General features: G+C 70.1%; 7 protein-coding genes, 1 tRNA gene and 6 pseudogenes. 7 read left to right on the top strand and 7 right to left on the bottom strand.

Annotated features, from left to right (window positions below):
* Positions 1–38: 38 nt before the first annotated feature.
* The 3 genes and pseudogenes from AAF143_RS17775 to AAF143_RS17765 form a co-directional block, all read left to right on the top strand.
* Positions 39–402 (top strand): annotated as a pseudogene (locus tag AAF143_RS17775) (histidine triad nucleotide-binding protein); the annotation flags it as partial.
* Between the two features lie 75 nt (positions 403–477).
* Positions 478–2,467, top strand: a pseudogene (locus AAF143_RS17770) (ABC transporter ATP-binding protein/permease).
* Between the two features lie 7 nt (positions 2,468–2,474).
* On the top strand, positions 2,475–2,687 hold the full coding sequence (locus AAF143_RS17765; RefSeq protein ID WP_255009739.1) for a chlorophyll a/b-binding protein: 213 nt from the start codon (positions 2,475–2,477) through the stop codon (positions 2,685–2,687).
* 33 nt (positions 2,688–2,720) lie between these two features.
* On the opposite strand, the gene AAF143_RS17760 is transcribed toward AAF143_RS17765, so the two are convergent.
* From AAF143_RS17760 to psbX, 4 genes and pseudogenes are all read right to left on the bottom strand, one after another.
* Complete coding sequence (locus AAF143_RS17760) at positions 2,721–3,197, bottom strand: TolB family protein (protein WP_414027465.1); 477 nt, start codon at positions 3,195–3,197, stop codon at positions 2,721–2,723.
* A gap of 11 nt (positions 3,198–3,208) precedes the next feature.
* Complete coding sequence (locus tag AAF143_RS17755; protein ID WP_315859636.1) at positions 3,209–3,766, bottom strand: Tol biopolymer transporter periplasmic protein; 558 nt, start codon at positions 3,764–3,766, stop codon at positions 3,209–3,211.
* A 2-nt stretch (positions 3,767–3,768) separates the two neighbouring features.
* Positions 3,769–4,708, bottom strand: a pseudogene (locus AAF143_RS17750) (Ycf66 family protein).
* Between the two features lie 95 nt (positions 4,709–4,803).
* Entirely contained in the window at positions 4,804–4,926 is a 123-nt protein-coding gene (gene psbX, locus AAF143_RS17745; RefSeq protein ID WP_255009733.1) for a photosystem II reaction center X protein, read from the bottom strand.
* A 76-nt stretch (positions 4,927–5,002) separates the two neighbouring features.
* On the opposite strand from psbX, the gene AAF143_RS17740 reads away from it, so the two are divergent.
* The gene (locus AAF143_RS17740) at positions 5,003–5,353 is read left to right on the top strand and encodes a YggT family protein (protein WP_255009731.1); all 351 of its coding nucleotides are present in this window, start codon (positions 5,003–5,005) and stop codon (positions 5,351–5,353) included.
* 29 nt (positions 5,354–5,382) lie between these two features.
* On the opposite strand, the pseudogene accC reads toward AAF143_RS17740, so the two are convergent.
* Positions 5,383–6,742: pseudogene (gene accC, locus AAF143_RS17735) on the bottom strand (acetyl-CoA carboxylase biotin carboxylase subunit).
* Positions 6,743–6,850: 108 nt separating this feature from the next.
* On the opposite strand from accC, the gene AAF143_RS17730 reads away from it, so the two are divergent.
* The 3 genes and pseudogenes from AAF143_RS17730 to msrB all read left to right on the top strand — a co-directional run bounded on the left by AAF143_RS17730 (position 6,851) and on the right by msrB (position 8,794).
* Positions 6,851–6,932, top strand: a tRNA-Leu gene (locus tag AAF143_RS17730).
* A 70-nt stretch (positions 6,933–7,002) separates the two neighbouring features.
* Positions 7,003–8,296 (top strand): annotated as a pseudogene (locus AAF143_RS17725) (glycosyl transferase).
* A gap of 27 nt (positions 8,297–8,323) precedes the next feature.
* The gene (gene msrB, locus AAF143_RS17720; protein ID WP_255009725.1) at positions 8,324–8,794 is read left to right on the top strand and encodes a peptide-methionine (R)-S-oxide reductase MsrB; all 471 of its coding nucleotides are present in this window, start codon (positions 8,324–8,326) and stop codon (positions 8,792–8,794) included.
* A gap of 28 nt (positions 8,795–8,822) precedes the next feature.
* On the opposite strand, the gene AAF143_RS17715 is transcribed toward msrB, so the two are convergent.
* Together AAF143_RS17715 and smc are read right to left on the bottom strand one after the other, a co-directional pair.
* Positions 8,823–10,151, bottom strand: a complete 1,329-nt coding sequence (locus AAF143_RS17715; RefSeq protein WP_414027464.1) for a PRC-barrel domain-containing protein — start codon at positions 10,149–10,151, stop codon at positions 8,823–8,825.
* A 9-nt stretch (positions 10,152–10,160) separates the two neighbouring features.
* Positions 10,161–13,783: pseudogene (gene smc, locus AAF143_RS17710) on the bottom strand (chromosome segregation protein SMC).
* Positions 13,784–13,803 lie beyond the last annotated feature (20 nt).

Here is a 13,803-nt window from a genome sequence, read left to right as displayed (position 1 = left end):
GTGCCACCTTCTGTCCCACCGACCGCCTCGCCGGCGCCATGGCCGACCCCAGCCCCACCGCATCGAACGCCCCCAGCGACACGATCTTCGGCCGCATCCTGCGGGGAGATCCCCTGCGATCCGGTGCACAGCGATGAGCTCTGCCTGGCCTTCCGCGATGTGAATCCCCAGGCGCCGGTGCACGTGCTGGTGATTCCGCGCCAGCCCCTGGTGAACCTGGCCGATGCCAGCGATGACGACGCACCCCTGCTGGGCCACCTGCTGCGGGTGGCGGCGAAGGTGGCCGCCGCCGAGGGGCTGAGTGGCTGGCGCACGGTGATCAACAACGGCGCCGGGGCGGGCCAGACCGTGTTTCATCTGCATGTGCACGTGATCGGCGGGCGCCCCCTGGCCTGGCCCCCGGCTAGCCGCCTGGGTAGCCCGTTGGGCCGCAGCCCGCACCTCCAGCGGCGACAATGGCGCCACATGCAGCGGTCCATGGGTCCCCTGAAAGCCTTCCGCGACCAGCTCGGCAAGCTGCAGCGCCTGGCCCAGCCCTATTTCCTCCCCGTTGAGGACACCAGCCCCTGGCAATTCCTGCTGCTGGTGGTCGCCCTGCTGGCGGTGGTGGTGGGCCTCACCCTGCTGCTGCTCACCGGCACCGTGGCCGCCACCGGCGCCCTGATCCCGGAGCTCCGCGGCCGTTTTCTGCCCGGTGTGCCCGAGCAGGTGAGTGCCCTCTGGCGTGGCCCCATCGGTCCAGGGGTCCTGGCGGCCTTCGTGGCCGGTCTTCTGGTGTTCGGCAGTCAGCGCTCCAAGCTGCGTCAGGGCCGCTGGCTGCCCTGGGTGCTGCTGGGGGTCATCGCCCTGCTGATCCTGGTGATCAACGGCATCAACGTCGGCATCAGCTTCATCGCCCGAAACGTCGACAACACCCTGGTCGCCTACGACAGGGATGGGTTCTGGAAGACCGTCGCGATCTATGCCTTCTGCCTGGTGCTCGCCCTGCCGATCCGGGCGATCCAGAGCTATCTGATTCCCAAGCTGGGGCTGCTGTGGCGGGAATGGCTGAGTGGACGCCTGATCACCCGTTACCTCTCGAACCGGGCCTACTACGTTCTCGATCCGAACGATGAATCGTTTTCGGAGATCGACAACCCCGACCAGCGGATCTCCCAGGACACGGCCAGTTTCACCAGCACCAGCTTGAGCGTCACCGTTGAGATCCTCGCGGCGCTGCTCACCTTTTTCAGCTTCATCATCGTGCTCTGGAGCATCAACTCCAAGCTCGCCCTGCTGCTGCTGGCCTATTCCGTGGGCGGCACGGCGCTGATCGTGTTCGCCAGCCGCAAGTTGGTGAAGCTCAACTTCCAGCAGCTCAAGTTGGAGGCCGACTTTCGCTACGGCCTGGTTCACATCCGCGACAACGCCGAGTCGATCGCCTTCTACCGCGGTGAGAAGCAGGAGGCCCAGGAGGCGGAGCGGCGGCTGGGGGGGCGATCCGCAACTACAACGGCCTGATCATCTGGGAGGCGCTGATCCAGGTGATTCAGCGCTCCTACGACTACTTCTCCCGCTTCCTGCCCTGGCTGGTGATCGCGCCGATCTACTTCGCCAAGGAGGTGGATTTCGGCGTCTTCGGTCAGGCCAGCATCGCCTTCTCCCAGGTGCTGTTTTCGGTCAGCTACATCGTCAACAACATCGATCGACTGGCGGCCTTTTCAGCCAGCATCAGCCGTCTGGAGAGCTTCCAGGGCCGGGTGGAGGAGATCGCCAGCCAGGCCAGCAGCGACGCCGCCATCGCCCTGGAAGCCGCCGGCGACGGCCCCGCTGTCGATGCGATCGTCGTCCAGCACATCGACCTGGTGCCCCCCGGCAGCGGCCGGGTGCTGATCCACGACCTGAGCGTCGAGGTGACCCCCAGGAGCGGCTGCTGGTGGTGGGGCCGAGCGGCTGCGGCAAGACCTCTTTCCTGCGGCTGGTGAGTGGCCTGTGGGCGCCGGCGGCGGGCAGCATCCAACGGCCGGCCCTGGCCGATCTGCTGTTCATTCCCCAGAAGCCCTACATGATCCTGGGCAGCCTGCGGGAGCAGCTCTGCTACCCGCTGCAGCCCGATCGCTTCAGCGACGACCACCTGCGCAACGTGCTCGAGGAGGTGCGTCTGGGCGAGTTGGTGAACCGCTATCCCAACCTCGACATCAAGCTCGATTGGCCTCGGCTGCTGTCGCTTGGGGAGCAGCAACGGCTGGCCTTCGCCCGCCTGTTGCTCAATTCGCCCCGCTTCGTGGTGCTCGATGAGGCCACCAGCGCCCTCGATGTGAGCACCGAGCGCCACCTCTATGCCCTGCTGCGGGATCGGGAGATGGCCTTCGTGAGCGTGGGCCACCGCCCCACCCTGGCCGATTTCCACACCCGCGTGCTGGCCCTCGATGGCAACGGCAGCTGGCGGCTGGTGCCCGCTGCCGAGCATGACTTCACCCAGAACTGAACCCACCATGAGTCCCTCCCCCAGCGACGATCCCTCCGCGCCAACAAAGGAGACCCCGGCCACCAGCGCCACCACCGGCGATGTGCCGGCCTTCGGCTGGAGCGCCTACGCCGAGCGTGTCAACGGCCGTTTCGCCATGGTCGGTTTCGCCGCCGTGCTCCTGATCGAAGCGCTCAGCCACCAGAGTTTCCTGAGCTGGGCGGGTCTTGTGCCGTCCTGACAGGCGTTGTTGGGCCACTTCAGGGCAGCCCGTTCAGGGCAACTCGATCAGGTCCACCTGCCAGAGGCCGCCCCGGCTCACCTGCACCGCCAGCAGGCGCCCATTGGCGCTGAGTTGCACCTGGCGCGGCACGCCCGGAGGCTCCATCGGCAAGGGCTGCAGGGTCTGCAAACTGCGGCGGTAGAGCACCAGTTCGGTGCGTCCATCCAGTTGGCGCACCAAGGCCAGCCGTTCGCCGCGCCCATCGACGCTCACGCTCAGGGGCTGGGCGTCCGGTCGATTGAGACCCGGCAGGGGCACCGGGGCGCCACGGCTCAGTTCCACCAGCTGCACCTGCTCGCGGCCCGCACGGCCACTGATCCAGGCCAGCCAGCCAAGGCCCAGCGAGGGAGCGCGGCCGTTGCCGGCGCGCTGCAGTTGCTCGTTGAGGCCACCCATGGGCTGGAGCGGCGTGCCGCCGCAGCCCGCGAGCAGCAGCAGCAGCGCCGCGCTCGTCAGGGCCTGTTTCACGGTGTCACCCCTCATGGGGGCGAGCCGCTCAGGCCCTGCCCCGGGGCCAGGTCCGGCTCCAGCAGCGCCCCCAGATCGAACACCTCCACCCGCGAGCGGCCCTGGTCAAGGAGCTCGAGGGCGATGCGGCGACCATCCGGGGCCAGGCTCAAGCGCTCGGGTTCCAGATCACCCGGCAGATAGAGCGGATGGCGTGCCCCGGTGGCCCGGTCTTCGATCAGGGCCAGCCGCTTGGCGCCCTGCTGGACCACCACCGCCAGATAGCGCCCGTTCCAGCTCAACGACGGGGAGCTGTGGGGCTGCTGGCCCCCGAGGTGGCGCAGGGGCAGGATTCGGCCGCTCTGGCGTTCCTGCAGCAGCACCGTGCGGCGGCTACCGCGTTCCACCACGCTGGCCAGGTAGCGGCCATCGCCGCTGAGGGCGGGGTCTTCGCGGCCTTCGATCCCCAGACCCAGCGGCGCCGCCGCCTGGCGTCGCACTCCAGTGAGCAGAGCGCAACTGGAGAGCGTAAGGCCGAGGGCCAGCAGGAGCAGACCGGAGGCGGCCCTATGAGGCCGCGGCGCTGGCACGGTCAGTCGTCGAAGCGGGAGCTGTTGTCACGCAGGCCACCGGCGGGCGGCTCACTGGGGCGGGAGGCGGCTCCACCTGGGCGGGGGCCCTGGGCTTCCGGCCGTGGGGCACCGGGGCGGGAGCTGGGGCGCACCGGGGTGAAATCGGCGTCGCTGATCGGTGAACCCTGGGGCACACCGGAGGCCCCCAGGCCCGTGCCGCGACCGGGGCTGGGCTCGCCGCCAGGGCCCCCTCGGCGGCTGGAGCGGGGCAGGTTGTCGGCACTGGCCACCGGGCGGCTGCCGCGGCGAGGTTCGTCGCGCTCCCGGCGGCGGGTGCCGAAGGCGGATGGGCCCGAGGTTGCCTCAGCGGAGGCTCCCGCGCTGTAGCGGCTGGCGCGGGGTTCGTAGGTGGGCTCGGGGCGAGCGGGGGCCGGCTGCCGGGGGTGTCCCAGTCATCGGCGGGGCGGGGGCCACGGCTGGCGGCCCGCTCGGGGATGGCGGTGCGGGCCGGCCGCCTGGGCCGGTAGAGGTCGTCATCGGGGAGCTCCTCACCGCGGGAGCGGATGCGGCGGCGCAGGGGCTCCGGCTCATCGAAGCGGTCGTTGTCGGTGCCCCACTGGTCGCGGCCGCCGCCCATGCGCGGCCCGGGACCGGGCTCGTCGTCGTCGAGGAAGGAGGAGCGGCGGGCCTGTTCGGTGGTCACCCCGCGCAGGCGCACGCTCTCATAGGCGAAGAACACCGTGGTGCCCGCCAGCAGGAACTGGCCGAACTGGAGGATCGGATCCAGGCGCCAGCCCTGGAAGAAGAGGATGCCGCCGCAGAGCAGGCCGATGGCGGCGAAGAAGACGTCGTAGTCGCGGGCGAGGGCGGGCTTGAAGCTGCGCATGAAGTACAGCAGCGCTCCCCCACCGCCAGCACAATGCCGACGATGCTGGCCCAATTCAGGCTGGCATTGACCACGGCTGAAGCTCCTCAGGCAGAACGCTTGATCACGTTCTCCGCAAGGAGAACCCGTTAGGACACTTTAGGGACCCTGGCGGCCGAAGCCAGCGGCTTCAGAGCTTCCGGTCAACCTGATCTTTCTGGCTGATGAACACCAGGGCGACAGCGATGGGCACGACCACGATCACGGCGCCCCAGGCGAGGCTGTTCAGGAAACTGGCGAGGGAAGGGGTCATGGCGCACTCAGCTGTGCTGAAATCCTAGGTAGGCAGGGCCACTTCCTACGATGAAGCCCCCTGCGCTTAGGGCTTTGTGACGGGTGATCGTTCGTTGCCTCTCGAGCGGCTGCTGGCCGTGCTCCCGGCCCTGCAGCTGGTTCTCGGCCTGCTGCTGGCGGCCTGGACGCTGCTGTTCCTGTTTCGGATCGTGCTCACCTGGTACCCCCAGGTGGATCTCAGCCGCGGGCTGATGGCGGTGGTGGGCTGGCCCACCGAACCGCTGCTGGCGCTCACCCGCCGGCTGGTGCCGCCGATCGGCGGCGTCGATGTCACTCCGGTGATCTGGGTGGGGCTGATCAGCCTGCTGCGGGAACTGCTGGTGGGCCAGCAGGGACTGCTCACCCTGGTGCTGATCCGCAGCCAGGACCTGGCCGCTGTCGGCTAGGAACGGGTCAGCGGTCGTTCAGCGGCCGATTAACGGCCAGGAGGGGGCGGCAGCATCTCCTGTTCCACGAACTTGGTGTGCACGTCGCCGCGCTGGAACTCGGGCCGATCCAGCAGAGCCAGGTGGAACTCGATCGTGGTCGGGATGCCGGTGACGGCGCATTCCGAGAGGGCCCGGCGCAGGCGCCGCAGGGCATGGTCCCGATCAGTCCCCCAGACAATGACTTTGCCGATCAAGGAGTCATAGAAGGGCGGAATCTCGTAGCCCGTGTAGACGTGGCTGTCCACGCGCACCCCGGACCACCGGGGGGAGCCAGCCGGTGATCCTGCCGGGGGCCGGGCGGAAGTTCTGGCTGGGATCCTCGGCGTTGATGCGGCACTCGATCGCGTGGCCGCAGAGCTTCACATCCTCCTGGCGGAAGCTCAGGGGCTCGCCGGCGGCGATACGGAGTTGTTCGGCGATCAGGTCGATGCCCGTGACCATCTCGGTGACCGGGTGCTCCACCTGGATGCGGGTGTTCATCTCCATGAAATAGAAGTCACCGCCGCGGTCCACCAGGAACTCCACGGTGCCGGCGCCTTCGTAGGTGATGCTGCGGGCGGCGGCCACGGCCGCCTCGCCCATGCGCCGGCGCAACTCAGGGTCGAGGGCGGGGCTGGGGGCCTCCTCCAGGAGCTTCTGGTGGCGGCGCTGGATCGAGCAGTCGCGCTCCCCCAGGTGCACCACGCTGCCGTGGCGGTCCGCCAGGATCTGCACCTCGACGTGGCGGGGCCGGTCGATGAATTTCTCCATGTAGAGGCCCGGATTGCCGAAGGCCGCCTCGGCCTCCCCCTGGGCCGCCTTGAACAGACTTTCGAGCTGCTCGGCTTCGTTCACCAGGCGCATGCCCCGGCCGCCCCCACCGGCGGTGGCCTTGATCATCACCGGGTAGCCCATGGCCCCCGCCAGCCTGGCCGCCTCCTGGGGGCTCTTCAGCAGGCCTTCGCTGCCGGGGATGGTGGGCACGCCCACGCCCTGCATGGTGGCCTTGGCGGTGGATTTGTCGCCCATCGCCCGGATCGCCTCGGGGGAGGGTCCCACGAAGATGAGCCCGTGGGCGGCGCAGATTTCGGCGAAGCGATCGTTCTCCGCCAGGAAGCCATAGCCCGGGTGGATCGCATCGGCGCCGCGGGAGGTGGCGGCGGCAATGATGTTGGGGATGTTCAGGTAGCTCTTGGAGCTGGGGGCTTCGCCCACGCAGACGGCCTCATCGGCCAGTTGCACGTGCAGGGCGTTGCGGTCGACCGTGCTGTAGACGGCAACGGTGGGGATGCCGAGCTCGCGGCAGCTGCGCAGGATCCGGAGAGCGATCTCGCCGCGGTTGGCGATCAGCAATTTGCCGATGGGCATCCGGAGCGGCAGAGCAAGGGCAGGCCGCTGCGGACTGTATCAGCGCTCACTGAGGAAGCTGATGCGTATATTGCTCAGCCGGAGGGCTTCTCGAAGCCAGCCGCCCACGCGGATGTGGTGGAATTGGTAGACACGCACGTTTGAGGGGCGTGTGGCTTCGGCCTTACGAGTTCAAGTCTCGTCATCCGCATTTTTCTTTCTCCACAACCCGGCCCCCCTCCGTGACTGCTGCACAGCCGGGTTCGGGTTCCCGTGAGCCCATGCTCCCTGGCACCGCGCCTGCCGGCGCCGCTCCGGCTGAAGCCGTGATCGTGCTCGTCTGCAACGGTCCCGGCGAGCTGGCCACCTGGGTGCGCCCCCTCGCCCGTCGGCTGCACCGGGACGTGCCCCTGCGCCCGCTGGCCCCAGCGGCAGCGATCGATCTGCAGCTGGTGCTGGTGCCCTGCCCCAACGCCACCGGCTCGGAAGCGCAGGTGGCCCGGCGCATGGGGCTGTTCAGCCGGGTGCTGCCCGCCGAGCGCTTCTGGTGGCTGCTGCTGCGGCCCCGCCGCCATGGCCCCTGGCCGGATCATGGGGTGGTGGTGTTCCTCGGCGGCGATCAGTTCTGGACCGTGCTGCTCTCCTGGCGCCTCGGCTACCGCCACCTCACCTACGCCGAGTGGGTGGTCCGCTGGCCCCGTTGGAACGACCGCATCGCCGCCATGGGCCCCCAGGCCGCCGGCCGGCTGGCCCGGCGCTGGCGGCCCCGCTGCGAGGTGGTGGGGGATCTGATGGCGGATCTCTCGGAGTCGGCGCGCAGCGACGCGCCCCTGCCCCCGGGGAGTGGGTGGCGCTGATGCCCGGCTCCAAGCGGGCCAAGCTCCAGGTGGGGGTGCCCTTTCTGCTGGACACCGCCGATCGCCTGCGGGCGCAGCGCCCCGGCTGCCGCTTCCTGTTGCCGGTGGCCCCCACCACCAGCGTCGAGGAGCTGCTGCGCTACGGGGGGCCGTCCAACCCGCTGCAGTCGTCCTACAGCCAGGGGGCTCCGGAGCTGCGGGAGGCGGCGGGGGCGCGCTGGCTGGAGACCCCGCCGGCACCTTGATTCGCCTGGTGGAGGAGCAGCCCGCCCACGGCGCCCTCAGCCAGTGCGTCCTGGCCCTGACCACCGTGGGGGCTAACACCGCCGAGCTGGGGGCCCTGGCGGTGCCGATGCTGGTGCTGGTGCCCACCCAGCATCTGCACGTGATGCAGGCCTGGGACGGCTGGCTGGGGCTGTTGGCCCGCCTGCCGCTGTTGAGCTGGCTGCTGGGGGTGGCGCTCACCGCCTGGCGCATGCGGAACCGGGGCTATCTGGCCTGGCCCAACATCTCTGCCGGACGGCTGGTGGTGCCCGAGCGGGTGGGGGCGATCACGCCGGCTGAGATCGCCGCGGAGGCGTTGGACTGGCTGGAGCACCCCCAGCGCCTTGAGGGCGTGCGCGAGGACCTGCGCAGCCTGCGGGGCCAGCCCGGGGCCGTGGCGGCCCTGTCGCGGCTGGTGCGAGAGCTGCTGCCGGCGCCCCGAACCGCTCCCTAGCCTGGAGACACGCTCTTCTCAGCCCCGATGTCGGTTTCCGGCCCTGACCCGCTCAACACTGCCCCCTCCGGCTGTGCCCTGCCCTCGGGCTTGGCGCGCGATGAGCGCTCCGAGGAGGCCTGGCGCGAGCGGCTGACGCCGGAACAGTTCCAGGTGGCCCGCCGGGGCGGCACCGAACGGGCCTTCAGCGGCCGTTACTGGAACCACAAGGGCGAAGGGATGTACCGCTGCGTCTGTTGCGGGGCGGAGCTGTTCGCTTCGGCGACCAAGTTCGAGTCGGGCACCGGCTGGCCCAGCTTCTGGGACGGGGCGGCCCCCGGCGCCATCACCCGCATCGTGGACCGCAGCCACGGCATGAGTCGCACGGAGATCCGCTGCGCCCGCTGCGAGGCCCATCTGGGGCACGTGTTCCCCGATGGACCCCGGCCCACGGGTGAGCGCTACTGCGTCAATTCAGCCTCGCTGACGTTCGAGGATCGGCCGGCGGCAGGCGGCTGAGGGCGGCATGGGCCTGCCCCTCGCTCGCTCACCAGGGGTCGTCGATCGGGGCGCTCCGGCCTTCGCCGCGGGGGGCGGCGAGCACATCCTCGTCATCGAAGGGCTCAGGCTCGACGTCCAGGGGTTCCTGCAGGGGCGAGCGACGGCTGGGGGGACGCGGTTGGATCGGCAGCTCCCGCGGGGCGGCTTCGGCTAACAAGGGATCCAGACGCTCATCAAGGCTGCGACTAGGTTCCGGGCGGCTGCCCTGGGAACGATTGGAGGCTGTTCGGTTTGAATTGGACCAACTGTCATCTGAGCCGCTGGAATCGGTGCGATTGAAGCGCGTGCGAGAGGGTTCGTCGTAGCGCTCGCTGGGAGCCAGCCGTTCGCGGTCGTAGCGGTCATCACGACCTGCTTCGTTGTCGTTGCCAAAGCGTTCGCTTCGGAAGCGCTCGTCGCGGTAGGGCTCCTGGTCGCGGCCAGTGGCGCGGGGGCGGCCATCACGGTCGCGCTCATCACGGTTGCTGGCGCTGTAGTTGCTGTCGCCGTAGCGCTCCTCGTCGTCGAGGTAGCGGCGCTGGCGCAGGGGTTCCTGCTGGCGCCCCTCCAGCTCCACGTATTCGAGCTCCTCCTCGGGCTCGAAGGCGCGGGTGGTGGCGGGCTGGATGCGGCGCTGGGCCTGTTCGCTGGCCTGACCAGCCGCCAGCTGATTCTCCACCGGCACCATGTTCAGCCGGTAGCGGTCGCGCTCCTCCTGCTCCCAGCCCGGGCCGCCGATGCCCAGCTTCTCCAGCAGGCCGGTGCCCAGTTGCTTGAGCTTCTCCTCGGCGCCCTCGTAAACAATGATCCGATCGGGGCCGCTGCTGACGATTTCCTCCACCTGCAGCTCCCAGGTGCTCAGCACGCCTTCGCCCAGCAGCGGTAAGCCGAGGGCTCCGAGCACCAGGGTGGCGAGATCGCCTGTTTCGATGTCGAAGCTGAAACCCAGCACCCGCCCCAGCTGCTCCCCGGATTCGGTGATCACCTGGCAATTGATCACCTTGCTGTAGCGCTCCGGGTTGAAACCTTCGGTGAGCGAATCAGCGGAATCCACCAGAATCACATCGCCCACCTGGCGGATGCGATCCAGGGGCATCCAGCGGGGCAGGCCGGGCAGGAAGCGGGTGAGGGGGTTGTCGCGCAGCCCCAGGGCCACCACCTCGCGGCGGTCGATGTCGACGACCACCTCGCCCACCACGCCCAGACGCCGCCCGGTGTCGCGGGTGATCACCTGGGTGCCCATCAGCTCGGAGCGCAGCCAGAGGCGGTCGCTGGGGGCGGCGCCTGCGGTGTCGGCGGAGGGGGAAGGCTTGCCATCCGATTCATTGTGGCCCACCAGTGCTGGTCACGCCGCCGGGGGTAACCCGACCACCTGGGTGTGGGCGCCTCGGGCCTGGGTGACACCGATCGTGCGGGTGGCGGCGGCGATCATCGGCCGCCGGTGGCTCACCACCATGAACTGGGCCTGGTCCGCCTGTTGGGCGATCAACGCCGCCAGTCGCTCCACGTTCACCCCATCGAGAAAACTGTCCACCTCATCGAGGGCATAGAAGGGTGAGGGGCGGAAGCGCTGCAGGGCGAACAGGAAGCTGAGGGCTGTCAGCGATTTTTCTCCCCCGACATCGAGGCCAACCGCCGCACCGCTTTGCCCTTGGGATGGGCCACCAGGGTGAGTCCTCCATCCAATGGCGCCTCGGGGTTCTCCAGTTGCAGGTGGCCTTCGCCCTCGGAGAGGCCGGCGAAGATCTCGCGGAAATGGCGGTCCACCGCCGTGAACGCCTCCATGAAGGCCTCCTGGCGCAGGGTGCCCACGGTTTCGATCCGCAGCAGCAGCTCTTCGCGCTCCTTGCAGAGCACCTCCAGCCGCGCCTCCAGCTCCGCCAGCCGCTGCTCCAGCTGCTCCAGTTCCTCCAGGGCCAGCATGTTCACCGGCTCCAGCGCCTCCATGCGCACCTGCAGCTGGCGCAGCTCCTGTTGCAGGGCCTCGAGCCCGGCTGCGCGCAACTCCTCGCTCAGCTCCGGCAGGGGATCGGGCAGGTCCCGCTCCAGTTGCTCCAGCCGCAGGGCCCCGGAGCGCTCCTGTTCGGCCAGGGCCAGCAGTTCTTCGCCCAGGCGCTGCAGTTCCCACTGGCGCTGCTGCAGGGCCTGGCGCTGGGCCGCCACCTGGGCCTCGGCCCCGTCCCGGGCCCGGCGGCGCTCCCCGAAGCGTTGCTGCAGCTCCTGCTGCTGGGCCTCCAGAGCCGTGCGGCGCTCCTGCTCCTGCTTGAGCTGCTCCCGCCAGCGGCCGTGCTCCTGGGCCAGGGCCTGCACCTCCTGGCTGAGCCGCTGTTCATCGGCCACGAGGCTTTCGAGCTGGTTGCCCAGCCGCTCGAGCGCCAGACCGCGCTCCCGGCGGGCCGCCAGCCTTTCGTCGCGGGCCGCTCGGGCTAGGGCCAGGGCGCTGTCGGCGGCGCTGAGCTCCTGCTCCAGCCCCTGCCAGCGGCCGCTGTCGCCGGAACCCTGGGCGGCCGCCTCGGCCGCTTCCAGGGCCGCCAGGCGCTCCAGCAGCGGCGCCAGCTCCGCTTCCAGCGCGGCCAGTCGCTGGCTGTGCTCCGCCTGGGCCGCACCGGCCTGCTGCCGGCGGTCGCTGAGGTTCTGCTGCCGTTGGAGCAGCGGTCCATGGGCCCTGCGGGCCGCCTGGCGCTCGGCCTCCAGGGCGGCCTGGCGCTGCTGTTTGCGCTGCAACTCGGGGCGCAGGGTCTCGAGTCGCTGGCCCAGCTGGCTCTCCTGGCGGCGGCTGGCCACCAGCGTTTCACCGACCTCCAGCAGGCGCCGACGCAGGGGTTCGGCCTCATCGTGGTCGCTGGCGCTGCCGAAGCTGAGCCGGTCGGCGCGCAGCTGCAGGCTGCCGCCGGTCATGGCGCCGCTCTTTTCGAGCAGCTCGCCTTCGAGGGTCACGGCCCGGCAGCGGCCCAGCTCAGCGCGGGCGCTGGCCAGGTCGCTGAACACCAGGGTGTCACCGAAGACGTAGCGGAACACTTCGGCGTAGACCGGCTCGTAGCGCACCAGCTCCACGGCCCGGCCCACCAGGCCGCCGGTGTTCCCCGAGGCGCCTGAGGGGCCGCGGCCGCGCTCGAAGGCGGCCCCACCAGCACTGCCACTGCCGCCGCCTGTGCCGCGGATCTTGTTCAGGGGCAGAAAGGTGAGCCGGCCCGCCTTGCGGCTCTTGAGCAGCTGGATCGCCCTGGCGGCGATGCGGTCGTCATCCACCACCACCTGGCCGAGCCGGGCGCCGGCGGCCACTTCCAGGGCCAGCCGGTGGCGCTCATCCACCTCCGCCAGCTGGGCCACGGGTCCGTGCAGCCCCTCCAGCCCCGACTCCAGCAGCAGCCGCAGGGCGCCGGTCCCGCGGCTCTCCTGCAGGGCCTCGCGGCGGCTCTCCAGCCGGGCGATCTCCCGCTCCAGCTGGGTCTGCTCCTGCTCCAGCCGGGCGCGGGTGCGCTGCTGCAGGGCCAGGGCCTCGGCGAGCTCCTGGGCTTGGCTCTGGTCAGTTTTGAGCGCCTCCAGCAGTTGCTGCCACTCCGTTTCGAGCTCCGCCAGACCCTGCTGCACGCTGTCGCTGCTGCCGGCCTCCTGCTGCAGTTCGCTCTCCAGTTCCCCCAGGCGCTCCTGCTCCTGGCGCAGCCGCTCGACCAGCTGCTGCTGCTCGGCCTGGAGGGGGCCGCTGCGGGCCTGGAGCTCCTGGCGCTCGCGGCTGCGCTGCTGCTGCTCCTGCAGCCAGGTGCCCGAGCGCCCCGCCACTTCCCCGAGACGGCGGCGGGAGAGTTCCACGGCCGCCTCGCCGGCGCGGCAGGCCTCCTCCGCCTGCTCAAGGGCACTCAGGTCGTCGCTTTCGCTGAGGCTGCGCTGTTGGTTGCGCAGCTCCACCTGCTGCTCGGCCAGCTGGCGACGCTGGCGCTGGAAGCCCTCGGCGCTCTGCTGGTGCTTCTCCCCCTGGCGGGCCAGCTCGCGGCCGCTGGCCTCCAGGCCCGCCAGCTCCGCCTGCACCGCCAGCAGGGCGTCTTCGCCGAGGGCCTTCACCTCCGCTTGCAGCGCCTCCAGCTTCGCGGAGGCCCCCTGCAGCTCCAGCTCGGCCACCGCCAGGGCCTCGCGCTCGCTCCCTTGCTGCTGAGTCAGGGCGCTCTGGCGGCTTTGCAGCTCCTGCAGCTGGCTGCGGGCCGCCTCCACCACCAGCACCTGTTCCTGCAGGCGGCCCAGGTGCTGGCGCTGGCGCAGGTCTTGATACAGGCGTGCCTTGGCGCAGTCGCGCTCCAGCTTCTGGCGGTTGGCGAGCAGCTCCTGTTCAACGATGCGGCAGCGTTCCTCGCGCTCCTGCACCTCCTCGAGTTTGGCGCGGCTCTGCTCGATGCGGCTGTCGAACAGGGCCACGCCAGCGAGCTCATCGATCAGGCCGCGGCGGTCCCGGGCGCCCATCGAAACGATGCGGGTCACGTCCCCCTGCATCACCACGTTGCTGCCCTCCGGGTCCACCCGCAGGCGCCGCAGTTGGGTCTGCAGTTGCTGCAGGTTGCAGGGGACGCCATCGGCGGCGTAGCTGCTGCTGTAGGTGCCTCCGGGGGCCACCCGTAGCCGCCGGGTCACCGTCCATTCCGTCTGCCCGGGTTGGATCCAGGGACCTTCGCCGCTGCGCTCCAGCCCCGCTTCGGCCTCGTCGGGCTGCCAGTCGCTCAGATCGAAGCGCACGCTCACCACCGTCTCGGCGGCCTTGCCCTCGCGCAGCATGGCGCTGTTGATCAGGTCGGGGAGCCGCTCGGCGCGCATGCCGCGGCTGTTGGCCAGGCCCAGGCAGAACAGGACCCCATCAAGGATGTTGCTCTTGCCCGAGCCGTTGGGGCCCGTGACCACCGTGAATCCCTCGTCCAACGGGATCGTCAGGGATCCGCCGAAGGACTTGAAGTGGGTAAGCCCGACCTGATTGATGTGAACCAACAGGCCCGTGCGCCGAGCGA

It is taken from the genome of Cyanobium sp. ATX-6F1, assembly GCF_047395825.1.
GTDB lineage: Bacteria > Cyanobacteriota > Cyanobacteriia > PCC-6307 > Cyanobiaceae > ATX-6F1.
The sequence above is the reverse complement of the archived record's forward strand: the minus strand, read 5'-3'. Positions and strand labels throughout refer to the sequence as shown.

Coding starts and splice junctions, on each gene's coding strand:
- AAF143_RS17765 (WP_255009739.1), top strand. CDS start 2,475: ATGAGTCCCTCCCCCAGCGACGATCCCTCCGCGCCAACAAAGGAGACC.
- psbX (WP_255009733.1), bottom strand. CDS start 4,926: ATGACCCCTTCCCTCGCCAGTTTCCTGAACAGCCTCGCCTGGGGCGCC.
- msrB (WP_255009725.1), top strand. CDS start 8,324: ATGTCGGTTTCCGGCCCTGACCCGCTCAACACTGCCCCCTCCGGCTGT.